Source organism: Amycolatopsis saalfeldensis, from assembly GCF_900110575.1.
Lineage (GTDB): Bacteria > Actinomycetota > Actinomycetes > Mycobacteriales > Pseudonocardiaceae > Amycolatopsis > Amycolatopsis saalfeldensis.
In genome coordinates this window covers 70,767-94,578 of the sequence record NZ_FOEF01000015.1, presented here as the reverse complement: position 1 = coordinate 94,578, position 23,812 = coordinate 70,767, and the positions used below count along the sequence as shown (strand labels likewise).

19 protein-coding genes are annotated in these 23,812 nt (G+C 71.1%); 9 read left to right on the top strand and 10 right to left on the bottom strand.

Annotation, left to right across the window (positions count from 1 at the left end):
• Positions 1-14: 14 nt before the first annotated feature.
• From BMY97_RS29465 to BMY97_RS29450, 4 genes are all read right to left on the bottom strand, one after another.
• Positions 15-335 carry a hypothetical protein gene (locus BMY97_RS29465; protein WP_143086330.1) on the bottom strand — a complete coding sequence of 107 codons (321 nt, stop codon included), beginning with the start codon at positions 333-335 and terminating at the stop codon, positions 15-17.
• 584 nt (positions 336-919) lie between these two features.
• Positions 920-2,185 carry an SAM-dependent methyltransferase gene (locus tag BMY97_RS29460; RefSeq protein WP_091622807.1) on the bottom strand — a complete coding sequence of 422 codons (1,266 nt, stop codon included), beginning with the start codon at positions 2,183-2,185 and terminating at the stop codon, positions 920-922.
• Between the two features lie 30 nt (positions 2,186-2,215).
• Positions 2,216-3,613, bottom strand: a complete 1,398-nt coding sequence (locus tag BMY97_RS29455) for an FAD-binding oxidoreductase (RefSeq protein WP_091622804.1) — start codon at positions 3,611-3,613, stop codon at positions 2,216-2,218.
• Between the two features lie 93 nt (positions 3,614-3,706).
• Positions 3,707-4,381, bottom strand: coding sequence for a GntR family transcriptional regulator (locus tag BMY97_RS29450; protein ID WP_218156907.1), 675 nt, complete (start codon positions 4,379-4,381; stop codon positions 3,707-3,709).
• Between the two features lie 308 nt (positions 4,382-4,689).
• On the opposite strand from BMY97_RS29450, the gene BMY97_RS29445 reads away from it, so the two are divergent.
• Positions 4,690-6,009: a sugar porter family MFS transporter gene (locus BMY97_RS29445; protein WP_091623183.1), complete on the top strand. Its 1,320-nt coding sequence runs from the start codon at positions 4,690-4,692 to the stop codon at positions 6,007-6,009.
• Between the two features lie 48 nt (positions 6,010-6,057).
• On the opposite strand, the gene BMY97_RS29440 is transcribed toward BMY97_RS29445, so the two are convergent.
• The 3 genes from BMY97_RS29440 to BMY97_RS29430 form a co-directional block, all read right to left on the bottom strand.
• Positions 6,058-7,506 carry a glycoside hydrolase family 30 protein gene (locus BMY97_RS29440; RefSeq protein WP_245787558.1) on the bottom strand — a complete coding sequence of 483 codons (1,449 nt, stop codon included), beginning with the start codon at positions 7,504-7,506 and terminating at the stop codon, positions 6,058-6,060.
• A gap of 350 nt (positions 7,507-7,856) precedes the next feature.
• On the bottom strand, positions 7,857-8,603 hold the full coding sequence (locus BMY97_RS29435; protein WP_091622799.1) for a dienelactone hydrolase family protein: 747 nt from the start codon (positions 8,601-8,603) through the stop codon (positions 7,857-7,859).
• A gap of 150 nt (positions 8,604-8,753) precedes the next feature.
• Positions 8,754-10,913, bottom strand: a complete 2,160-nt coding sequence (locus tag BMY97_RS29430) for a discoidin domain-containing protein (RefSeq protein ID WP_425425342.1) — start codon at positions 10,911-10,913, stop codon at positions 8,754-8,756.
• A gap of 221 nt (positions 10,914-11,134) precedes the next feature.
• Between BMY97_RS29430 and BMY97_RS29425 the strand changes: the two genes are divergently transcribed.
• Both BMY97_RS29425 and BMY97_RS29420 read left to right on the top strand, forming a co-directional pair.
• On the top strand, positions 11,135-12,064 hold the full coding sequence (locus tag BMY97_RS29425) for a DUF1996 domain-containing protein (RefSeq protein ID WP_091622796.1): 930 nt from the start codon (positions 11,135-11,137) through the stop codon (positions 12,062-12,064).
• Positions 12,061-12,588, top strand: coding sequence for a DUF305 domain-containing protein (locus BMY97_RS29420; RefSeq protein ID WP_091622793.1), 528 nt, complete (start codon positions 12,061-12,063; stop codon positions 12,586-12,588). Before BMY97_RS29425 ends, BMY97_RS29420 begins: the two co-directional genes overlap by 4 nt.
• 142 nt (positions 12,589-12,730) lie before the next feature.
• Here the strand turns inward: BMY97_RS29420 and BMY97_RS29415 are convergent, their stop codons facing one another.
• Entirely contained in the window at positions 12,731-13,768 is a 1,038-nt protein-coding gene (locus BMY97_RS29415; protein ID WP_091622790.1) for a LacI family DNA-binding transcriptional regulator, read from the bottom strand.
• A gap of 87 nt (positions 13,769-13,855) precedes the next feature.
• Between BMY97_RS29415 and BMY97_RS29410 the strand changes: the two genes are divergently transcribed.
• Together BMY97_RS29410 and BMY97_RS29405 are read left to right on the top strand one after the other, a co-directional pair.
• Complete coding sequence (locus BMY97_RS29410; protein ID WP_091622788.1) at positions 13,856-14,779, top strand: acetamidase/formamidase family protein; 924 nt, start codon at positions 13,856-13,858, stop codon at positions 14,777-14,779.
• Between the two features lie 191 nt (positions 14,780-14,970).
• Entirely contained in the window at positions 14,971-17,628 is a 2,658-nt protein-coding gene (locus BMY97_RS29405; RefSeq protein WP_091622785.1) for a glycoside hydrolase family 3 protein, read from the top strand.
• 49 nt (positions 17,629-17,677) lie between these two features.
• Here the strand turns inward: BMY97_RS29405 and BMY97_RS29400 are convergent, their stop codons facing one another.
• Positions 17,678-18,370: an FMN-dependent NADH-azoreductase gene (locus BMY97_RS29400; protein WP_245787557.1), complete on the bottom strand. Its 693-nt coding sequence runs from the start codon at positions 18,368-18,370 to the stop codon at positions 17,678-17,680.
• 78 nt (positions 18,371-18,448) lie between these two features.
• On the opposite strand from BMY97_RS29400, the gene BMY97_RS29395 reads away from it, so the two are divergent.
• Positions 18,449-19,366: a sigma-70 family RNA polymerase sigma factor gene (locus BMY97_RS29395; protein ID WP_091622782.1), complete on the top strand. Its 918-nt coding sequence runs from the start codon at positions 18,449-18,451 to the stop codon at positions 19,364-19,366.
• Positions 19,367-19,413: 47 nt separating this feature from the next.
• Here the strand turns inward: BMY97_RS29395 and BMY97_RS29390 are convergent, their stop codons facing one another.
• A complete protein-coding gene (locus BMY97_RS29390) occupies positions 19,414-20,358 on the bottom strand; it encodes a DUF3152 domain-containing protein (protein ID WP_245787556.1) in 945 nt (314 codons plus the stop codon).
• 157 nt (positions 20,359-20,515) lie between these two features.
• Here BMY97_RS29390 and BMY97_RS29385 point away from each other — a divergent pair, with 157 nt between their 5' ends.
• The 3 genes from BMY97_RS29385 (at position 20,516) to BMY97_RS29375 (ending at position 23,102) form a co-directional block, all read left to right on the top strand.
• Positions 20,516-21,403, top strand: a complete 888-nt coding sequence (locus BMY97_RS29385) for an XRE family transcriptional regulator (RefSeq protein ID WP_143086329.1) — start codon at positions 20,516-20,518, stop codon at positions 21,401-21,403.
• Between the two features lie 142 nt (positions 21,404-21,545).
• Entirely contained in the window at positions 21,546-22,070 is a 525-nt protein-coding gene (locus BMY97_RS29380) for a CHAP domain-containing protein (protein WP_091622774.1), read from the top strand.
• A gap of 219 nt (positions 22,071-22,289) precedes the next feature.
• Entirely contained in the window at positions 22,290-23,102 is an 813-nt protein-coding gene (locus BMY97_RS29375; RefSeq protein WP_091622772.1) for a formylglycine-generating enzyme family protein, read from the top strand.
• Positions 23,103-23,812 lie beyond the last annotated feature (710 nt).

Here is a 23,812-nt window from a genome sequence, read left to right as displayed (position 1 = left end):
TCGGCCGTCAGCAGCTAGGCGCCGCCGAACCAGCCGCTGTAGTGGTTCGCGTGCCGTGGCCTCGGGGCCGGGGCCTGCCGGGGGATGCGCTTCGGCAGGTTGTGCCGCGGGATGACCAGGGTGTCCTGGTCGATCCACCGCGGGAAGCATTTCGCGCAGCGTTCGCGACCGGGGCCGTCGGCGTCCAAGGTGCACACCGCGCCGCACGCGGCGATGCCGAACACCTTGCCGTCCACGCGCAGCTGGTCCGAACCGCCGTAGACGTCGTGCAGCACACCGCAGTGCAATACCGCGCGCCACACACCGCTTTCGACCCGGTCTCTTGTTCTCCCCATTTCCCTGCCTGCAATCAACGGCACGACCCGGCAGCGGCGTATTACTGGAGTAATCGCCGCGCCCGCGCGCTACGGTCCCTTGTCCGATAACCCTGGTGAACGGCGGCCTAACACACTGGGAAAACCGTGGTTTCCCGAACTGGCCTGCGGAGATCATCGTTCACGCGGTTACCCCCTCGACGGTCGATACCGCCCCAGAATCACCCATCGGCCGGACGGTGGGTACCTCCTAATGGGGCTCTCTTCACTGGTCGGCGCCATTTGTTCCGATAGCACAAAGCAGCGCGGTGAGACAGAGCCTTTACACCGTTCACCGGCGAGTGAACGGGCGATGGCCGCAATCGGCCGAATGCCCCCGCTCAGACTGCGACCGGCGCGGCGAGGACGTAGTCGGAACCACCGCCGCCCGGCTCCCGGGCAGCTGGCTGTGGGCGCCGCTGTAGTCCCACAGCTGAAACACCCGGTCCGAGCGGTACAGCTCCGCGCCGGGGAGAAACTGCTCGCTACCTCACCGGTCACCGATCGTCCATAGTGGACACCAAACGCCCGCCGCCCCGGACCGGCCCGGGCGGCGGGCGCAGGCCTCAGACGCCCCAGTCCGGCCGCAGCGGCAGGTGCGCTTCGCCGCCTGGCTCGACCTTCACGCCGAGGACCTGGTGCAGCTCGATCTCCCGGCGTTCGAAGGCGAGGCGGCAGGCGGCCATGTACAGGGCCCACACCCGGCTGCGGCCGGCGCCCGCTTCGGCCACCGCCTCGTCCCAGTGCTCGTCGAGGTTCGCGCACCAGCCCGCGAGCGTGGAGGCGTAGTGCTCGCGCAGGTTCTCCGAGTGCCGGACCTCCAGGCCGCTGTCGTGCATGGCCGTGACGATCTCGCCGACGGCCTCCAGCTCGCCGTCGGGGAAGACGTAGCGGTCGATGAACCCGCGCGAGTGGTGCGCGACGCTCGTGTCCGGGTTCGTGATGCAGTGGTTCAGCAGCCGGCCGCCCGGCTTGAGCCGCTTGGCCAGGAAACCGAAGTAGGAGCCCAGGTTCCGGGCCCCGATGTGCTCGGTCAAGCCGATCGAGGAGATCGCGTCGAAGCCCGTCTCGGTGACGTCGCGGTAGTCGGAGTGGCGGACCTCGGCGCGGTCCGCGAGGCCCTTCGCGACGATGTCCTTCTGCGCCCAGCTCGCCTGCTCCCGCGACAGCGTGACGCCGAGGACGGTGACGCCGTAGTGCTCCGCCGCGTGCTCGGCCATGCCGCCCCAGCCGCAGCCGACGTCGAGCAGCCGCATGCCCGGCTTCAGGCCGAGCTTGCGGCAGACCAGGTCGAACTTGTTCGCCTGCGCCTCTTCCAGCGAGGCCTCGGCCTTGGGGAAAACCGCGCAGGTGTAGGCCATCGACGGGCCGAGCACCAGCTCGTAGAACCGGTTGGACACGTCGTAGTGGTTCGCGATCGCGCTGCTGTCGCGCGCCTTCGAGTGCCGGAGTCCTTGCACCGTGCGGCGAAGCCGGCTCGGCAGCTCCTCGGCGGGCGGCGCCACCCGGCGCAGGTGCGTCGAGCCGAGCTTGCGCAGCAGCCAGACGCGGTCGGCCGTGGTCAGCTGGTCCACCTGGGCGGCCAGCGCGTGCAACGCGGTGTACAGGTCGCCCTTGACCTCCAGCGCGCCCGCCACGTACGCGCGGGCCAGGCCGAGGTCCCCCGGCGAGGACATCAGGTACGTCAGCGCCAGCGGGGAGCGCACCTCGATCGCCACCGGGGCGTCTTCGGGACCGCTGCGGCTGCCGTCGTAGGCCGTGATCGACACCTCCGCGCTCGGGCCGAGCAGCCGCGTGAAGACCTCGCCGACCGGGGTCAGGACCTTGTTCATGTTCTTCTCTCTCTTCTCAGGCCGGTGCGGTCAGCGCCGCCGCACGCACTTCTCGTGCAGGTCCAGCAGCCGGCTGTCCGGGTCGTAGACTCCCTTGAGCTTCCGGTAGGCGTCGCCGTTGTAGAGCCGCCAGAACTCGTCGGCTTCGTAGAAGCTGTCCGAGTACAGCGACTTCCGGCCGCCGAGGGCGGTGACCTCGGCCTCGATCATCCGGTTGTGCGTGTCGCCCGCCTCGCCCGGATCGAGCGGCACCGCCGACCAGAACCCGAAGTTGACGTACAGCGCGTCCGGGTTCATCTCGTACAGCGGCCAGCTCACGCCGCCCGGGCGGCCCTTCAGCGGGCACACCCAGACCGGGCTGATCGGGATCTCGCGCTCGAAGAACTCCAGGAACTCCGCGGCCCGCTCCAGCGGCACCTCGATGTCCTGGACCACCGTCTCCTCCGGCGGCAGGCCGCGCGCCTTCAGCAGCCGCTCGGCGAACCGCAGCCGGCGGTCCAGCGCGACCAGCTTCCAGTACACCGAGGAGCGCAGCAGCCGGCGGCCGAGCAGCAGCCGCGGGAGCCGGCTCTGGACGCCGAACGCGCGTGAGCACCAGAACCAGTCGGTGTCCCACCGCCACAGGTAGTCGCGCACGGTGAGGTGATCGGTGCGGCGGCGCTGGATCGAGCGGTAGTAGATGCCGAGCCAGGTGTAGTCGCTGGTCTCGGGCGCGGTGTCGGTGAAGGTGCCCAGCGTCAGGTACATCTCGTCCGGCCCGAACACGGTGCCGTCCACGAAGTCGACGGCCTCGCCCTCGTGGGCGCTGGCGCGGCAGGCCGCGCCGAGCGCCGTGAAGTAGGTTTCCCGGTCGTCGTAGCGGACGTGGCGCAGCCGGACGTACGGCTTCACCGGCTCCAGCTCGATTCGCAGCCGCAACGCGTAGCCGAGCGTGCCGTAGGAGTTGGGGAAGCCGTGGAACAGCTCGCTGTGCTCGTTGTCCGGCCGGGCCACCACCACCCGCCCGTCGCCGGTCAGCAGCTCCATTTCCAGCACCGACTCGTGCGGCATGCCGTTGCGGAACGAGGAGGACTCGATGCCGAGCCCGGTCACCGCGCCCCCGAGGGTGATGGTCTTCAGCTGCGGCACGACCAGCGGCATCAGCCCGTGCGCCAGGGTGGCGTCGACCAGCTGCTCGTAGGTGACCATGCCCTCGACCTCGGCCGTGCGGGTCTCCGGGTCTACGCGCAGCACGTGGGTGAAGCCCGAAACGTCCAGCCCCGGGGTTTTCGTCGCGGCCCGCGAGCGGAACAGGTTGGAAGTCCGTTTCGCCAGCCGGACCGTGCCGTGGCGGGGGATCGCCGCCAGCTGTTTCAGCAGCTGCGCGACGCGCAGCTCGTGCGCCGGGAAATCCGGGCGCGCGGGCCGGGTGGTGGGGTCACTCGTCATGCTTGATCGCCATCACTCCATCGTGCCCCACCGGCGGCGCGGGCGCAGCTACGGCTTCGTCTCACCTGCCGTCCCACACTGCGGAACGAGCCGTTACTTCTTCGCGGGGTTGCCGTCCATTACCGCGATGTGGCGCTCCCAGCTGCCGCTCAGGTGCTGCTCCATCGCCTCGGCCGCGCGGTCCGGGTTGCGGCGGAGCACGGCCCGCAGCACGCGGTCGTGTTCGTCCACTGTGGTCAGTGCGTCGCCGGGCGCGGTGTTGAGGCGGAACATGTGCAGGTGCGTGTGGAGCCGCTGCACCGCCTGGGCCAGCAGCGGGCGGCCGGACGCGGCCGCGAGCGTGTCGTGGAACTCCTGGTCCAGCGCGGCGAACCGGCGGTAGACCAGGTACCGCTCACCGGTGACGGGGTGGCTGCGCATGCCCTCGACGGTCGTTTCGAGGTGATCCAGCTGCTCGTCGGTGGCGTGGACGGCGGCCAGCGCCGCGGCCCGCGGCTCCAGCAGGCGCCGCATGTCAAACAGGTCCACCAGGCCCTCGACCGAAAGCAGTTCGGTCGCGCGGTAGCCGGCCTGCGAACGCTTCGTCACCAGGCCGTCGGATTCCAGGCGGGCGAGCGCCTCCCGCACCGGGGTCGGCGAAACCTCCAGCCGGCGCGCCAGGCTTTCGATGCCCACCCGCGCGCCCGGCTCGATCCCGTGGTCCATCACCAGGGCCTTGATCTCCTCGTAGACCCGGTCGGTGAGACCCCGGCGGCCGCTGTCCTCCACAGGACGGGACTCTAGCGGCCCGGCCGGCCCGCGAGCCGACCCTATAGGTTTCGTCGACGCCGACATCGCCACCTCCCCCGGCCGCTCCGGCCGGACGGTTCGGAAAATCCAGGTCTTGACACTACCAAGGCCCCTCTGGCTAGAGTCCTCTCCGCAGATATCCTATAGGAAATTCTGCGCCGTGCTCTCCCAAGCTCTCCCCAGCTCTCCCCCAGCCGTCCCCAACCGCATCGCACTGTCGCGAGACCGGAGGCCGATCGCCCGTGCCGGACCGGACCATCCTGCAGCCCGCCCCAGCCACCGCCCGCATGCCCCGTTTCGTCGCCGTCGTGGCGGTGCTCGGGGGCATGGCCGGGCTGCTCTACGGCTACGACTCGGGCGCGATATCGACCGCGCTCCCCTTTGTCACCAAGCAGTTCGGCCTGAGCTCCACCGCGCAGGGGCTGGTCACCAGCCTGATCCTGCTGGGCGCGCTGCCCTCGATCGTCGCGGGCACACTCGTCGCCCGGCGCTACGACCGGCGCGCGCTGCTGCTGGTCGCCGGCGTCATCTTCGTCGTCGGCTCGGTGGGCTGCGCGGTCGCGCCGAGCGTCGGCTGGCTGCTGCTCGCGCGGTTCGTGCTCGGGCTGGCGGTGGGCCTGGCCAACATGTTCGGCCTGATCTACCTGACCGAGCTGGCCCCGAAACGCACCCGCGGCATGATCAGCGCGCTGTACCAGCTGGGCGTGAACATCGGCATCCTGTGCGCGTACGCCGCGGGAGACGCGCTGGCCGGCTCCGAATCGTGGCAGTGGATGCTGGGACTCGGCGCCGCCCCGGCCGCGCTCTTCTTCGCCGGCATGCTCGCCAGCCCGCGCAGTCCCCGCTGGCTGATCCTGCGCGGACGCGAGGCCGAAGCGGTCGGCGTGCTGACCCGGCTGCGTCCCACGAAGGCCGACGCCGTCCGGGAAGCCGGCGAGGTGACCGCCAGCCTGTCGGTGCAGGAAGCCCGGCTGGGCGACCTGTTCCGCCGCTACCGGCCCGCGCTCACGATCACGCTGGTGCTCACGTTCTTCCAGGTGTTCACCGGCATCAACGCGGTCGTCTACTACGCGCCGACGGTGTTCCAGGGCCTGGCCGAGCACACCAGCGACACCGGCATCATCGCGAACTACAGCGTCGGCGGCGCCCTGGTGCTCTCCACCGCACTGTCACTGCCGTTCATCGACCGGCTCGGGCGGGTGAAGCTGCTGGCGATCAGCCTCGGCGTCCAGGTGGTGCCGCTGCTGCTGCTCGCGCTGTTCCCGCACCAGAGCACGCTGGACGTCGTCTGCGTGTTCGTCTACACGTTCGCGTTCGGGTTCGGCCTCGGGCCGGTGTTCTGGCTCTACGTGCCGGAAGTGCTGCCGCTGCGCGCCCGGGCGATCGGCATGGGCGTGGTGACCTTCACCCAGTACGTGTTCAACTTCCTGTTCTCGCTGACCTTCCCGGACCTGCTGAACGCCATCGGCTTCTGGGTGTTCGGCATCTACGCGGTGCTCTCGCTGATCGGGCTGGTCTTCGTGCTCAAGAAGGTGCCGGAGACCTCCGGCCGCTCACTCGAGGAGATCGAGGCGAACTGGCGCACCCGGAAACCGCTGCCCGGCTGAGCCCCCGCCCGGCGCGATCCGGACGGGGGCTCCCCTGTGGACGGACGGCTACCAGGTGAAGGTCGCCGAGGTGTGGCCGGGCAGGGTGTAGCTGAAGGACTGACCGGCCCAGTTGACCCGGACGTTCTGATCACTGGTGCTGGAGTTGTAGGCGATCAGCGCCTTGGACCCGTCGGGGTTCTTCCACGCCACATTGCGCACCGTGGAGTTGTCGTTCGAGTTGATCCGGACCGCGCCGGGCTTCACGAACTTCGTCAGGTGGCCCATGGTGTAGTACTCGACGGTGTAGTCGACCTGGCCACTGCGCGAGTCTCCGTTGTGGACGGTGATGAACCCGGTGCAGGTGCCGCAGCCCCCGTTGTGCGGGCCCATGTTCTGGTCCACGGCGAGGCTCCACTTGGTGACGGTGCGGCTCCAGTTCCGCGTGTAGTCGACGATGTTGTTCATGTCCTCGGCCTGCTGGTCGCCGACCCAGGTCCCGCCGGAGTGCTCGGTGGAGTACGCGTTGACGTCCGGGTACTGGTTGTGCACGGTCGTCTGCTGGCCGATGTCCCCGCCGTAGCCGTGCCAGGCCATCCCGCCGAAGTTCGGGTCGGTCCGGATCGCGGCGTCGTCCATCGACGGGGCAGCGAAGGACTGGTACTGGTCCCAGTTCCAGTCCAGCGCCAGCACCTTGGTCGACAGCCCCGCGCTGTGCAGCGCGGGCAGCAGGCTGTTCTTCGTGAAGTAGGCCAGGCCCGAGCCGTTCCAGTTGGTGGACGGGTAGCCGTCGCAGCAGGTCGGCTCGTTCTGCACCGAGAGGTAGTCGATCGGCACCCCGGCGTTCTTGTAGGCCTGCAAGTACTTCACGAAGTACTGGGCGTAGTTGTTGTAGTACTGGGACTGCACCCAGCCCAGGTTGTAGCTGTCGTTGTCCTTCATCCAGGGCGGCGCGCTCCACGGCGACGCCATGAGTTTCAGCTGCGGGTTCAGCTGCTTGGCCTGCTGGGTCAGGGGCAGCACGTCGGCCTGGTCGTGCGCGATGGAGAAGTGCGCCAGGCCTGGGTCGGTCTGCCCGGCGGGCATGTCGTCGAACGTGTAGCTGGTGCGGGCCAGGTCGGACGCCCCGATCGGGTTCCGCACGAAGCTCAGGCCGATCCCCGTGTTCGGGTCGAACAGCTTCTGCATCACGTCGTCACGGGTGCTCTGCGAAAGCGCGCCGGAGGAGTTCATCAGCCACGCCGCGGTGTCGGTGAACGAGGCGCCACCACCTTCGAACTGCTGGTAGGTGGTGTTGTCGTCGACCGTGATGGTCTGCTGGCCGGTGCCGGTGCCGGTGGAGAACGCGATCGGGGTCTGTTTCTCCAAACCCCGCGTCACCGTGCGGCCGCCGGCGTCGTTCGTCGTGGTCAGCCAGATGTTCACCGGCTCGTTCGCGGCCTGCGCGGTCGGCACCAGCATCGTCGAGACGGCCAGGGCCGCGACGCCGAGCAGCGGCAGGAAGTGTCTTCTTCTCATGCTGGGACACCGCCCGCGGCCAGGGGGAAGGGGGAGATGGACACCGTTGTCACCTCTCTGCCGGGGCGCGCCGGGCGCGCCCGCACGGATCGACCGGAACGGGCGACGGAGAGGCCGTCGAGAGGGGGCGAGGACGGTGAATAACCGACGACTTCGCTGCGCCCGCGAGAAAGTATGCATGCTCGCCACCGGCCGGGCAATCCTTCACGGGTATTTTCTTCTCGACTCGAATTAAGGTGCGAACCTCTGCGGCGGCGCGGCCTCCCCGAACACGGAGAAACCGGGGCCGCGCGTCCTTTGTGGACACGATGCCCCGGTTCCGGCCCGAGTTCCGCTGAGCGGGACCGGGTTCAGCCGTTGACGCGCTCCAGCAGCGCGAACAGGTTCTCCCAGTGCCGCCGTTCGCCCTCTTCGTGGTAGGCCGCCGTGTCGGTCATGGTGTAACCGTGCGGCGCGCCCTCGTAGACCTCGGAGGTGTAGCGCACGCCTGCCTCGTCGAGGGCGGCCTCCAGCGTCTTGATCTGCTCCGCCGTCATCGCGTGGTCCTGGTCGGCGTGACCGAAGTACAGCTCGCCGGTGATCGCGCCGACGGCCAGGTGCGGGCTGTCGGGCTCGTCCGTGGCGAGGCGGCCGCCGTGGAAGCTGCCGACCGCCTTGACGCGGTCCGGCAACGCCTCGATCACGCGCAGCGCGTTGGTGCCGCCCATGCAGTAGCCGGTGATCACCACCGGGCCCGGGTCGACGCCCTCCTGCGCGGCGAAGAAGTCGAGGTAGGCCCGCGCGTCACGGGTGATCGCGGCGGTGTCGAGCGCCTGGATCTGCGGCATGATCTTGCCGAAGATCTCCCCGCGCTTCTCCGGGTCCTCGAGCCCGGCCATGTCGACCTGCCCTGCCGGCCCACCGCGGTAGAGCAGGTTCGGCGCGAGCACGGCGTACCCGCGCTCGGCGATCCGGTTCGCCATCTCCTCGATCCGGGGGCGCAGCCCGAACGCATCCGGGAACAGCAGCACCCCGGGATGGGGACCGCCGTCCGGGACAGCCAGGTACGAGTCGGCGGTGCCGTCCTCGGTCGGGACGTCCACCTTCGCAGTGCGCATCCGTCGTCACTCCCATCGCTTCACATGACCGGGCTTGTGATCGCCAACCTACTCGCGCGAGAGGAGCCGCGGCGGGGCGGTGGTGGAAGTTCGGCGGCGCCGGCGGGTGATCCACTCCCGCCGGCGCCGCCGGTCCCCCGCCCCCGGGGGTCAGGTGCGGTACACGCCGAACTCGTACAGCGAGTAGCCGTACGTCGTGCCGCGCTGGGTGGCCGACATCCGGACATACCGCCCGGTGCCGCTGATCGCCAGATCGTCCACGCCGCCGTCGCCGGTCGTGGTGGTGTAGACGCTGTGCCAGGTGGTGCCGTCGTCGCTGACCTGGATCTCGTAGGCCTTGCCGTAGGCCGACTCCCAGATCAGCTGCACGTGGTCGAAGGACTGCGAGTGGCCGAGGTCCACCTGGAGCCACTGCGGGTCGCTCCAGTCGCTGGCCCACCGGGTGTTCGCGTCGCCGTCGGTCGCGGCCTGCGGCGGGTACGGCGCGCCGGGTCCGTCGGCCTGGTAGCTCGACGCGGTGGTGACGGCGCCGCGCGCGAGGTTCGTGCCGCTCACCGGCGGCGCGACCACCCGCAGGGAACGGGTCTCGATGCCGACGTTGCCGTGGCCGTCGCGGGCGTAGAGGTAGAGCTTCCACACCCCGAGCGCCGACGGCGCGGTGACGGTGAACGGGCCGCCGCCGGTGAACTGCGCCGGGATCAGGCCGCCCGCGCCGTTGATGTACTTGCTGTTGTAGCCCATGGTGTACGTGATCGGGTCGCCGTCGGGATCGGCCACGTCGGCGGTCAGGGTGAACGTGCCGCCGGCCGGCACGTCGGTGGTGCGGCTCAGGTTCATCGAGCCGATCACCGGCGGGGTGTTGCCGTCGGTCCGTCCACTGTAGAGCTTGCGGACGGCGTACCAGGAGAGCCGCTTCTCGTTGCCGGTGGTGATGTTGAACCACACGCCGCCGAAGTCGCCCTCGCTGCCGTAGTGGAACAGCGTCGCGCCCAGCGCCACGCCGGGATGGCCGAGGATGCAGTTCCACGCGTTCACGTAACCGTCGCGCTTCTGCACGTCGGTCGGCTCCGCGGGCACGCCGTTCGCGTCGTTCGGCACCTCCCACTCGCCGGCCGGACCGGTCTCGGTGACGATGTAGGGCTTCGTGTAACCACCGGCGTTCCAGTCCTGCTTCACCTGGCAGACCTGCTTGTACGCGTTGACCGAGTACAGGTCCAGGCTCGGCGCGTACGCCTTGTAGTACGGCCAGGCCCCGGTCCACGCGTCGGTGGAGGTGACCGGGTGGTTCGCGTCGATGGCGTGGATCGCCTGCGCGGCCTGCTCGACGAACTGGGTGTAGGCCACGCGCTCCTGCTCCAGCTGGGTGCCGGAGTAGCAGTTCTGCATGCCGAGGATCGACTCGTTGCCGACGTTCCACATCAGCACGCCCGCGTGGTCGCGGTACTGGGTGACCCAGCGCTGGATCTCGCCGAGCATGGTGTTCTTGTAGGTGGTGTCGGTGAGGTAGTCGACGCAGCCGCCGCTGCCCGGACCGCCGCCCGGCTGCAGCCAGAAGCCGTTGATCACCTTGAGGCCGTTGGCCGCCGCGGCGTCGAGCAGCGGTTGGGTGGTGGCGTCGGTGCCCCAGGTGCGGACGGTGTTCACGCCGGCCTCGTGCAGCTCCGGCATCCGCGTGGCGGCCTCGCCGACCGGCGGGCCCCAGGTGAGGCCCTTGACCACGTACGGCGCGCCGTCCACAGTCAGCTGCCAGTTGCCCTGCGAGCCGGTCACCTTCACCACGCCGGGCCCGGCCGGGGTGGTGCCGCCGAAGCTGCCGGAGACCTGGAACTCCCAGAGCGAGTAGCCGTAGCCGCCGACGCGGTGGGTGCCGTACATCCGGACGTACCGGCCTGAGCCGCTGACGCTCAGCGTCTGCACTCCCCCGGCGCCGGTTGTGGTGCTGTAGACCGGATGCCAGTTCGCGGCGTCGTCGGAAACCTGGATCTCGAACGCCGTGGCGTAGGCCGATTCCCAGTTCAGGGTGACCTGGGTGATCGTCGCGGTGGCGCCGAGGTCGACCTGCAACCATTGCGGATCGGCGTGGGCGGGGTCGGCGAAGGCGCTCGACCAGCGGGTGCCGGCGTCGCCGTCGACCGCGGCGGAGGCGGGGGTGCCCGCGCCTTCGCTGGACGACGCCGTCGCCGCCTTCCCTTGGGACAGCAGGCTCGCGGCCCGGGCGGCAGGCGGGACGGCCAGCCAGCAGAGCACGAGCAGGACGGCCAGCGCCAGCGCGGAACGGGGGCGCACGGTCACGGGCAACGTTCGGTCCACGATGACTCCCGCGGCAGGGGACAATGGGAGAGCGCTCTCCAGTGCGCAGGGAAGATTCGCGCCACTACCGGGCTGTGTCAAGGGTTTCGCCGAAACCAGGCCGAAACTGGACAGAAACCGACTACTCGTGACACCCGGGTGCTTCTTGACAGGAGCCCGGCCCGGTCACATGCTTTCTGGAGAGCGCTCTCCCACATCGGCCCCCTCACCGTGGAGGACTCTTGTCTTCGAAACTCGCGCTCCTCGCCTGCGCGGCCGCCGCGGCACTCGCCGCCGCCTTCCTGACCGGCACCGCCGGTACCGCCGGCGCGGACGACGTCGTGACCCACCACGAGTTCCAGGTCAACTGCTCGCCGAGCCACCACCAGCCCGACGACCCGATCGTCTACCCGGGCCTGCCCGGCGCTTCGCACGACCACACCTTCCTCGGCAACAACACCACCAACGCGAACACCACCACCGAGTCGCTGCTCGCCGCGGGCACCGGCAACACCACCTGCCTCGCGCCGGACGACCTGTCGGCGTACTGGTTCCCGACCGTGCTCAACGGCGACCAGGTCGTGCTGCCGAACTTCGCGCAGGTCGTCTACTACAAGTCCGGCGTGCTGGACTACAAGAGTGTCAAGCCGTTCCCGCAGGGGCTGCGCTACCTCGCGGGCAGCATGAACGCGACGCAGGACGAGTTCCAGCACGCGCCCGGCGCCATCGAGGGCTGGGAATGCGGGGAGAGCTTCCACAACTGGGACATCCCGGTGACCTGCACGCCCGGCAGCCAGCTCAACATCCGTTACCAGGCCCCGAGCTGCTGGGACGGCGTGCACCTCGACTCGGCCGACCACCGCAGCCACATGGCCTACCCGGACCCGGTTTCGCTGACCTGCCCGGCCGACCACCCGGTGCCGGTGCCGATGCTGGAGTTCAAGATGGCGTTCCCGGTCTCCGGCGACATGTCCGGCGTGCACCTGGCCAGCGGGCGCGGGTACTCCTGGCACTACGACTTCTTCAACGCCTGGGACCCGGAGACGCTCGCCGCGATGGTCACCCACTGCATCAACGGCGGCCTGCAGTGCGATCCGCGCGGGTTCGACGTGTACAAGCCGGACCGCGGCGGTGTGCTCGGCCCGAACTACCGGCTCCCCGGCCGGCCGTGAAGGGCGCCGTCGCGCTCGTGGTGGTGGCGCTGCTCGCCGCCGGTTGCGCCACCACCACCGCGGCGGGCCCGACCGCCGCCCCCGCTGTCTCTTCCGCGTTCAACCAGACCGACGTCGCGTGGCTCGAGCTGACCGTGCCGATGACCGAGAACGCCGTGGCCGCACTGGAACTGGCCGACTCCCACGGCGCCGCGACCGCCGTCACCGGGCAGGTGCTGGCCGGGCAGCGCGAGCTGCTGGACCGGCTGCAGGCGGTGCGCACGCGGGCCGGGCTGCCCGACGTGAACATCCACAGTGGACACCGGTTGCCGGGCCTGATCACCCCGGCCGACCTGGTGGCGCTGCGCGACGCGCACGGCCAGGACTTCAGCCACCGGCTGCTGCCGCTGGTCGGCGCCCACCTCGCCCAGCTCGTCGTGCTCGCCCGCGGCGAGCAGCAGTCCGGCGCCGAGCCCTCGGCCCGCGCGCTGGCAGGCGACATCGCGAAAGTGGCGGTGGAACACCAGAGCCTGGTGCGCGGCTGAAGCGCTGTCCCTGACGACGGGGTCCCGCGGCGCGGCCAGGCCGCAGCGTCGCGGGCCAGGCCACAGCATCGCCAAGCCGCAGCCTCGCGGGCCGGGCCGGAGATGGCGCAGCGTGACCGGGTGAGGAATTGGCCCTGCCGCGTCAGCCCGAGTCGCGTTCGATCAGGATCGGGTCGAAGACGCGGGAGACCGCGCGCAGGTCCGGGTCGGCCATCCGGTCGAGGACCATCCGCACCATCGCCGCGCCCATGTCCTCGACCGGCTGGCGGACCGTGGTCAGCCGCGGGCGGCAGGTGAGCGCGGCCGGGCTGTCGTCGAAGCCGATCACGGCGACGTCGTCCGGGACGCGGCGGCCGCCGTCGCGCAGCACCGACAAGGCGCCGTACGCCATCAGGTCGTTGGCGACGAACAGCCCGTCCAGCCCGGGTTCCTCGGCGAGCAGCCGTTCCATCGCCTGTTCGCCGCCGAACTGGGTGAAGTTGCCCTCGGCCACGGCGACGTACGCGTGCCCGTGCCGCGCCATCGCGTCGCGGAAGCCGGCCAGGCGGTCCTGGCCGGCCGCGGTGTCGCCCGGGCCCGCGATCGTCGCCACGTGCCGGCAGCCGCGGGCGACCAGGCGGTCGGCCGCGAGGCGGGCGCCGTCCTGGTGCGCGACGTCGACCCAGCACACCGGCGCGGGCCGCGTCGGCCGGGCGAACAGCGCGGTCGGCATGCCCGCCTCGGTGAGCATGCGGGGCAGCGGATCGGTGCCGTGCAAGGAGATCATCAGCACCCCGCCGACGTTCTCCTGCCGCAGCTTGCCCACCAGCTTGGCCCGCTCGTCGTCGCTGTCGACGACCATCAGCAGCGGGTGCAGGCCGTGCGGGCGCAGTTCGGCGAGCGCGCCGTCGAGCACCCGGCCGAAGAACGGGTCGCCGAACACCCCGCCGCCGAACTCCTCCTGGCCGATGTGGCGGTCGGGCTCGGAGACGACCACCGCGACCGTCGCCGTGCGGCGGTTCACCAGCGACCGCGCGGCCTGGTTCGGCACGTACCCGGTCTCCGCGATGGCGCGCTCCACCGTCTCCCGCAGCCGCGGGTCGACGTTGCGCACCCCGTTCACGACTCGCGAAACGGTGGCGCGCGAGACGCCGGCCACGCGCGCCACGTCCTCCAACGTCGGCGGCTGCTGCGTGGTCACGTGTTCTTTCTAGCATGTGTGAGAGCGCTCTCCCACCCGGCGTGCGACGATCACCCGCGAGCGCCGGCAACCCAGGGAGCACCCGTTATGACCCAGCACCGCCTCGAGCCCACGCCCGCGACGACCGTGGACTGCTTCAGCCGCGAGACCCCGCCCGTGCTGACCGTGGACGCCGGCGACACCGTCGTGGCGGGTTCCCTTGACGCACACGGGTTCCTGGAACGGCAGCGCACGCCAGGAGAGCAGCGGCCGCGGATGTTCGAGCCGGGCCGCGGCCACTGCCTCACCGGGCCGATCGCCGTGCGGGGCGCCGAGCCGGGCACGGTGCTGGCGATCAGGATCGAAGACCTGCGCCCCGGCGAGTGGGGCTGGACGGTGGCGGCGGCGAAGGACACCTGGCTCACCCGCCGTCTCGGCGTCGCCGACGGGCCGCCCGGGCACCTGCTGTGGGAGCTGGACGCGGACACCGGCACCAGCGACCGCGGCCAGACCGTGGCGCTCGCGCCGTTCCTCGGGGTGCTGGGCCTGCCGCCGGCCGAGCCGGGCGAGCACTCGACCATCCCGCCGCGGCCCGAGGGCGGCGGCAACATCGACTGCCGCGAGCTCGTCGCCGGGTCGACGCTGTACCTGCCCGTGACGGTCCCGGGCGCGCTGCTGCACCTCGGCGACGGCCACGCCGCCCAGGGCGACGGCGAGGTCGGCGGCACCGCGATCGAGTGCCCGATGACCACCCGCCTGGCCCTCGACGTCGTCCCGGCCGCGCAGCGCCCGGTGCCGGGCGTCCACGCCGAGACCCCCGCCGGCCGGATCACGTTCGGCTTCCACGAAGACCTCAACGAGGCCACCGCGGCGGCGCTCGGCGCGATGCTCACCTGGCTGCAGGCGTTGCACGGCCTCGACCGCCCGGCGGCGCTGGCGCTGGCCAGCCCCGTGGTGGACCTGCGGGTCACCCAGGTCGCCAACCAGACCTGGGGTGTGCACGCCGTCCTGCCCACGGGCGCCCTCCGCTGACCGCTCCCCCGCAGCCCGGCCGCGCGATCGGCCGGGCCCGGGTCCGCCCGTTACCTATCCGCCTTAATTCGAGTCGAGAATTAACAAGACTTCCGAAGGGTCCGGACCTATTGACGGGCTCCGCTTTGCCCGGTCAGGATCGCCTGGGCCCCGCCGGGCCCGCTCGCCGCCTCTTCAGAACGGAGGAGTAGATGGCCAGAAGATCCCCCGGGTGGTCCCGGGCCCGCCGGACCACAGTCGCCGCGCTCGCCGGCCTCACGCTGCTCGGCGGTGTCGCCCACGCGGCACCCAGCCCCGCCGCGGCACCCGCCCCCGCCGCGCAGCCCGAAATCGGGCAGCCCGCCCTCGACAAGAACGGCTGCGCCCGCATCGAGCAGAACCTGCCGACCCTCTCGGACTGGCCGAAGGTCGACAGCCAGATCGCCAAGAACCCGAAGGATGAGCAGCGCATCGCCCAGATCGTCGCCGGCATGACGCTGGAGGAGAAGGTCGGGCAGATGACGCAGCCCGAGATCTCCGCGATCACGCCCGACGAGGTGAAGCAGTACGCCATCGGCTCCGTGCTCAACGGCGGTGGCTCGTGGCCGGGCGGCAACAAGCACGCCACCCAGCAGGACTGGCTGAACCTGGCCGACGCCTACTGGACCGCCTCGAAGTCCACCCGCACCCGGATCCCGGTGATCTGGGGCATCGACGCCGTGCACGGCAACAACAACGTCTACGGCGCCACCGTCTTCCCGCAGAACATCGCGCTCGGCGCGGCCCACGACTCGTGCCTGGTCCGCGACGTCGAGAACGCGACCGCCCGCCAGATCCGCGCGACCGGCCAGGACTGGGCCTTCGCGCCGACGCTGGCCGTGGTCCAGGACGACCGCTGGGGCCGCACCTACGAGGGCTTCTCCGAGGACCCGCGCATCACCCGCGCCTACGGGTACGAGGCCATCAACGGCCTGCAGGACGGCGCGACCAAGCGCATCGGCTACAACGGCGTGATCGCCACCGCCAAGCACTTCATCGGCGACGGCGGCACCACCAACGGCCAGGACCAGGGCGTCAACGCCTCCTCAGAGGCCGACATGATCAACATCCACGGCCAGGGCTACTACGGCGCGCTCGCCGCGGGCAGCCAGACCGTGATGGCGTCGTTCAACAGCTGGACCAATCCCGACCTCGGCATCAACGAGGGCAAGATCCACGGCAGCGACAAGGCGCTGAACCAGATCCTCAAGGGCAAGATCGGCTTCGACGGCCTGGTCGTGTCCGACTGGAACGGCATCGGCCAGGTCACCGGCTGCACCAACGCCAGCTGCCCGCGCGCGATCAACGCCGGCATCGACCTGGTGATGGTCCCGAACGACTGGAAGGCGTTCATCACCAACACCGTCGCCCAGGTCCGCGACGGCGAGATCGCGCAGTCGCGCATCGACGACGCGGTCACCCGCATCCTGCGGGTGAAGCTGCGCGCCGGGATCCTGGACGAGCAGAAGCCGTCGGACCGCTCGTACGCCAACTCCGACGAGGCGCTGAAGGACAACTGGCTCGCCCGCGACGCCGTGCGCGAATCGCAGACCCTGTTGAAGAACAACAACAACGTGCTGCCGCTGAAGCCGAAGTCGAAGGTGCTGGTGGTCGGCAAGAGCGCCGACAGCATCTCGAACCAGACCGGCGGCTGGACGCTGTCGTGGCAGGGCACCGGCAACACCAACGCCGACTTCCCCAACGCCACGTCGATCCTCGGAGGGCTGCGACAGGACCTCGGCACCGCGAACGTCACCTACGACCCCACCGGCACCGTGGACCCCAAGGGTTACGACGCCGTCATCGCGGTGATCGGTGAGACCCCGTACGCCGAGGGTGTCGGCGACCTGCAGCGCAAGACGCTGGAGGCGGCGAAGCTCTACCCCGAGGACCTGGCGACGCTGGACAAGGTCAGCGGCAAGGGCACCCCGGTCGTCACGGTCTACGTCAGCGGCCGCCCGCTGTACGTGAACAAGGAGCTCAACCGCTCCGACGCGTTCGTCGAGGCCTGGCTGCCCGGCACCGAGGGCGGCGGCGTGGCCGACATGCTGGTCAAGGGCAAGGACGGCACCGGTTTCCAGGCCAAGCTGTCGTACTCCTGGCCCAAGAGCGCGTGCCAGACGCCGCTGAACCCCTGGAGCCCGAACTACGATCCGCTGTTCCCGCTCGGCTACGGCCTCAAGACCGGGCAGCACGCCACCGTCGGCCAGCTCGACGAGACCGAGGGCCCGGTCACCTGCGGGTCCACCGGGGGCGGCGGCACCGCGACCGAGGACCTGCCGATCTTCGACCGCACCGCCGTGGCTCCGTACCAGGCTTTCATCGGCTCGGCGGAGAACTGGGGCGGCACCCTGATCGGCCCGAACGGCACCGCGTCGCATTCGGCGATCAACGTGGTCCCGGCCGATGTCAACGTGCAGGCGGACGGGCTGAAGACGACCTGGACCGGCACCGGTGCGGGCCAGGTGTATCTGCAGAACCCCAGCGGCACCAACGATCTGCGCGGCTATCTCAACGCGGATTCGGCGCTGGAGTTCGACGTGATCGTGAACTCGCCACCGGTGAACCGCACGGTGGTGAGCATGCACTGCGTCTACCCGTGCTTCTCGGAGGTCAAGGCCACCAAGCTGTTCACGGACCTGCCCGCGGGCCAGAAGGCGACGGTGAAGATCCCGCTGTCGTGCTTCGCGAACGGGCTGGACTTCCAGAACGTCAACACCCCGTTCCTGGTCTACACCGACGGCGCGTTCTCGGCCTCGTTCGCGAACGTGCGGTGGTCGCCCGGCGGAGCCAAGGATCCGGACGCGAAAGCGTGTTCGGATCTGACTTAGCCCGGCTGACGACGGCGGCCCGCCGGGAGACCTCCCGGCGGGCTTTCCGTTACTGTGCCTGTAATTTCCCGGCCAGCTCGGTCACCTCCGCGATGGCCGTGGCCAGTGACTCGGCGGCCAGCGGCTCCATGCCGGCCAGCGCCGGGATCTCGCGTACGCGGGTCAGCTCCGCCTTCACGAACGAAAGGCGCTCCGGGGCCACGCCCAGATTCGTCAGGTACGCGCGCAGGTACGGCAGCTGGAAGTCGAACGCCTCGCGCGGGGTGCCGGGCCCGTAACCGCCGCCCCGTGCGAGGACCACCACGAAGTTCGTGCCGCGCAGCACCTGCTCCCCCGTCGCCGGGCCGGTGAACGCGCCCGGGAACGTGAGCCGGTCGATCCAGGCTTTCAGCGTGGCGGGCACGGTGAAGTTGTACATCGGCACCCCCAGCAGGACCGTGTGCGCGGCTCGGACCTGATCGATCAACGGGCGGGTCAGCGCCCACTCGCGCAGCTCGCCTTCGTCGGCGGCCAGCGCGGCGACGTCGTCGAGCGCGGTGGCCCCGCGCCGTTCCACGCGGCGGCCGAGCGTCGTGTACGGCGCGCGGATCAGCGGCACCGGCTCCTCGGCCAGGTCGCGGCGGCGCACCGGCCCGCGCCAGGCCGACGCGAACAACGCGGTCAGCCGCCGGCTCACGGACTCGGCCCCGTCGGCGCTGGAGTCGAGGTGCAGCAGCAGCGCCTCGGTTAGCATGTCGGTCATCCGGTTCGGTTCCTTCTCTTGTGTCGGTACTCGGTCTCCCTGCCGAACCCGACGAAGCAGGACGAGGAAAGGTGACCGATGCCCGAGGACAAGACCCTGGCGCTGCGGTTCGAGGCGGAACGGCCCCGGTTGCGCGCGCTCGCCCACCGGTTGCTGGGCTCCGCCGCCGAAGCCGAGGACGCCGTGCAGGAGGCCTGGCTGCGGCTGGCCCGGCACCCTGCGGGCAGCGCGGAACCCACCGGGATCACCGGAGCCGCGGGGACCGCCGGGATCGCCAACCTCGCCGCCTGGCTGACCACGGTCGTCTCACGGGTGTGCCTCGACGCGTTGCGGGCCCGCCGCGAAACGCCGTTCGAGCAGGTGCCGGAGCACGGCGTCCAGGGCGGGCCGGAGGACGAGGTCGTGCGCGCGGGCGAGGTCGGCCGCGCGCTGCTGGTGGTGCTGGCCACCCTGACCCCGGCCGAACGGGTCGCCTTCGTGCTGCACGACCTGTTCGCGGTGCCGTTCGACGCCATCGCGCCGATCGTGGACCGCACCCCCGTCGCGGCGAAGAAGCTCGCCAGCCGGGCCCGGCTCCGTGTGCGCGGCACTCCCGCGCTTCCGGAGGCCGAGCTGGCCCGGCACGCGCAAGTGGTCCAGGCCTTCCTGGCGGCGGCCCGCGGCGGCGACCTGGCCGAACTGCTCCGGGTGCTGGCCCCGGACGTCGTCCGGGGCGCCGATCCGGCCACCCTGCCCGCCGGCGCGCCGCCGGTCCTGCGCGGCGCGGACGCCGTCGCCCGCGGCACGCAGTTCTTCAGCGCCCGGGCCGCACTGGCCGAACTCGCCTTGGTCGACGGACGGCCCGGCCTGGTCCTCGCCCCAGCGGGCCGCCTCACCGCCATCCTCCGCATCACCGTGGCCGACGACCTGGTCACGGCCTACGAGGTCGTCATCGATCCGGGGCGGTTGGCCGGGATCCCGCTCGCGCTGCTGGAGCACGAGCGGGCGGACGTATAGGTCGTTATACGCGTGGCCGGGATCAGCCCCAGTGCAACCCGAGCCGGTCAGTGCCCGTCCGGGAACGGCCACTCGTTGGTCACGCAGGTGCGGTGGTCGGCGGGGACCGCGCCCTGGTCGCCGCCCGGCACGTCGTTGAGGCGGGCCACGTAGTCGTCGGCGACGCCGAACGACTGCTGCATCATCACCGGCGCGGGCTGCCCGTCGCCGCCGCAGCCGACGTGCGAGTGGCCCAGCGCGTGGCCGACCTCGTGGTTGATCGCGTACACCCGGTAGCCGCTCAGGTTCGGGCCGTAGGCCTTCGCGCCGCGCACCCAGCGGGCCAGGTTGATCAGCACGCGGTGCTTGCTGCTGCGGAAGCAGGACGCCTCGTAGGTGATGGAGAACCCGCAGGTGTCCGGGCGGTGGGTGGTGTCCGGGGTGGTCAGGCTGACGCGGAAGTCCGGTCGCGCCGAGCTGCCGTCCACCCGTTGCAGCGCGAGCTTCCCGTCGGCGGTCCAGCTCTTGGCGTCCGACAGGGTGCCCTGCACCGCGCTCGCGAAGCTGTCGTCGCCGGCGTAGCTCGACGGGTCGATGCCGTCCTCGACCTCGACGGTGTAGCGGTAGAGCCGCCCGGTGCCGATCTTCTCGCCGGAGCCGGGCACGACGTGCCAGTTCCCCTTGCCGGACAAGGTGAAGTCACCGCCGTTCGGCAGGACCGCGGTCTCGCCGTTCAGGTCCACCGGGGCGGCCGGGTTCTCCCGGACGCCCGGTCCGGCCGCTTCCGAGACGGGGGCGGTACCGGCCGGCGGCGAGCCTGCCGGCTGCTGCGCCGACGGTGCCGGGGCCGTCGCGGACTGGACCCCGACCAGGACCGTGACCACTGCCAGCACCGGCAGCGCGTACACCCGCCAGCCGTAGGTTCTCAGGAACCCCTTGCGCTGCGCGGGTTTCCGCGTTTCCAACGGCTTGCGCGCCGCGCGCAGCGGTTCGCGGGCGTCGATCGGTGGCACGTGCTTCCCCAGTTTCCCCGGTGACGGATGTCCCCCCATCATGGACGGTCCGGGCCCCCGGAAGGTTGAGTTCACCGGGCCCCGGTTCGCCGCGGCCGCCGCGGAGCAGGACTTTCGGCGGTTCCGCACGGCCCTCGCGAGTGATCATGATGGGCCGGTGCCCCCGTCCCACCCCGCATCGTTCGCGGTCACGCTGGACGCCGCGATCGAGGAGTCCGGGCTCTCGCTCGACCGGCTCCGGCACCACCTCGCCGCGCGCGGGGTGACGTTGTCGCGCTCAGCCCTGTCCTACTGGCGCCGCGGCCGCTCCCAACCGGAACGGTCCGCTTCGCTGGAGGCCGTGACGCACCTGGAAGCCGTGCTGAGCCTGTCCCCCGGCACGCTGACCTCGCAGCTCGGCCCGCGGGCACCGCGCGGGCGATGGCTCGGACGGCCGGCGGACCGCGTCGAGCGCCGGCGGCTCTGGCCCGAGCTGCGCCCGTTCTCGGCCGAGCTGAAGCCGCCGCCGGACGGCCAGCTCGCGTTCTGGTCGATCCACGACCGCGTGCTCGTGGACGACGGCGGCAGCGAGCGCGCACTGCGGGTGCACCTGGTCGCCGAGGCCACGATGGACGGCGTCGACCGGCTGATGACCTACCACCAGTCCGATCACCCGCTGCCCGGCGAGCCGCGGTACCAGGGTGTGCGGTTCGCGCGGACCGGCCGGGTGCGCGTCGACCGCGCGAGCGGCATGACCGTCGGCGAGCTGCACCTCGACCGCGTGCTCGCGGCGGGTGAGGTGACCGCCGTCGAGTACGAGATTGTGTTCCCGCCCGGCGAGCGGATCGACCACTACCACCGGCGGTTCACGCGGCCGGTGCCCGAGTACGTGTGCCAGGTGCAGTTCGGGCTGAACGTGCCGCGGCGCGTGCGGGCCTACGAGCAACGCGGGCTGTCGGGCCCGCGGCACCCCGGCGCGCCGTTGCGGATCGGCACCACGCACGCGGTCACGTTCGCCGCCCGCGACGTGCGCCCCGGCCTGTGCGGGCCCCGGTGGGAGTGGTGACGCAATTCTGTGGACAGCGCGCGCCGACCTGCGGATTCACCCCGTGTTCGGGCTTCTGTCCACTTCCTCCTGGTACGCGGCGTGGGCCCGCGGTTACGTTCCGCGGCACTTCGCCAGTCCCCGTCGCAGAAAGGCATCCGCCATGCGCCGTCTCACCCGGGCCCTGACCACCCTCGCCGCCGCTGCCGTGCTCGTCTCCACCGGCACGGCGACCGCCACCGCCGCACCGGCCAGAGCGTTGTCGATGGCGGCCCAGTTCGGCACCGCGGCGGCGTCGACGTCGCAGGACACGATCGGCGACACCTATCCCGCGAAGTGGCGCGACATCCCGCAGGACTCGGTCGTCGACGACTGGAACATGTACAACCGCGAGTGCGTCTCCTGGGCGGCGTTCAACGTCGCCGGCCACGGCGAAAGCGCCTCCAACTACGGCGACGCCAAGTACTGGGACGACAACGCGCGCCAGCACGGCTACCGCGTCGACAACTCGCCCACCCCCGGCTCGATCGCGCAGACCGACAACGGCACCTACGGTCACGTGGCCATTGTGGACAGTGTGCACGGCGGCACCGCGACCGTCGAGGACTACAACTGGGCCGGTGACGGGCACTACCTGCGCCACGACGTGAACGTGGGCGACTTCCGCTACATCCACTTCTACAACTGAGGCCCGCGGCCGGCCGGGGCCCGGCGCGGGGTCCCGGCCGGCGCGCTCAGGGTGGTAGGTTCCGCGTTCGCCGGTGCTTGTCCACTCCGGACCGGCGCCCCCGGCCGACGGTGAGGAGCGACGCCCGTGTCCAGCTGCTGCCCGCCCGGCCGGTCCGGCACTCACCCGGCCCGCGCTGTGCCGGCCGCGCCTGCCGCCCGCGCCTCCGTCCCGGACGGCATGATCGTGGTGCCCGGCGGCACCTTCCGCATGGGCACCGACGACCCGGACGGTTTCCCCGAAGACCACGAAGGCCCCGTCCGCGCGGTCACCGTGGCCCCGTTCGCGATCGACGCCCGCGCCGTGACCAACGAGCGGTTCGCCGAGTTCGCCGACGCCACCGGCTACCGCACGGAGGCCGAGGACTTCGGCTGGACGTACGTGTTCGCGAAGTTCCTGCCCGGCCCGCTGCGCAAGACCTCCCCGCGCCCGTCGGCGGCGCCGTGGTGGTGCGGGGTGTCCGGCGCGAGCTGGCGCTGTCCCGAAGGCCCCGGCAGCTCCGTGGCGGACCGCGCCGACCACCCCGTGGTCCACGTGTCGTGGAACGACGCGACGGCCTACTGCGCCTGGGCCGGCCTCCGCCTGCCCACCGAGCCCGAATGGGAGTACGCGGCCCGCGGCGGCCTGGACCAGGCGCGTTACCCGTGGGGCGACGAGCTGACCCCGGACGGCCGGCACCGGTGCAACATCTGGCAGGGCCGCTTCCCGTCGCACGACACCGCCGAGGACGGCTACTCGGGCACCGCCCCCGCCGATGCCTTCCAGCCCAACGGTTTCGGCCTGTACAACGTCTCCGGCAACGTCTGGGAATGGTGCGCGGACTGGTTCGACGGGGCGAAAGCGAACCGATCCATGCGCGGCGGCTCGTACCTGTGCCACGAGTCGTACTGCAACCGCTACCGGGTCGCCGCCCGCACCTCCAACAGCCCCGACAGCTCCAGCGGCAACACCGGCTTCCGCTGCGTCGCCGACATCGCCGACGGTGCCGGCTAGAGCCTGGCCCTCACCGTGCGGGCGCCGCCGCCACTGAGTGCCGCTCGCGCCTCGACCGCGTGACGGCTGCTCCGGTGTCTGCGCGCCGACCGTACGGCGACCGCCTTCGCCGGCTGTGCTCGTTCCGGGCCAATCCACTTGCCTCTAGGTGGCCCGCCGCTTCCTCCACCCCCACGCCGGCCGGTGTGGGCGGCCGCTTCCCTGGCCCGTGCTCTTGCCACGCTGCAACCGCCCCGCGCCCTCAGAGTGGCGACCACTTCCACCGCCCACACACCAATCCGCGTGGCAGCCACTTCGCTCACCCATGCACTCGCCGCAACGCAACCGCCCCTCCACGTGGCCGCCGCTTCCTCCACCCCACACGCCGACCCGCGGGGCGGCCGCTTCCCTGGCCCATGCCCTTGCCGCGCTGCAACCGCCCCGCGCCCTCAGAGTGGCGGCCACTTCCTCCACCACGCGGCGACCGTGTGGTAGCCACTTCACTCACCCATGCTGTCGTCGCGCTGCAACCGCCCCCGCGCCCTCCACGTGGCAACCGATTTCTCTTCACTCACCCATGCACTCACCGCACTGCAATCGACCCGCACCCTCCACGTGGCGATCGATTTCTCAGGCGCCCCCTCGCGGTCGGGGCGACCGGCCCGACCTTCCGCATCCTCATCGCTTCGCGATCGCCCGCCCCGCCCCGCCAGCGCGGCGGGAACTACCCC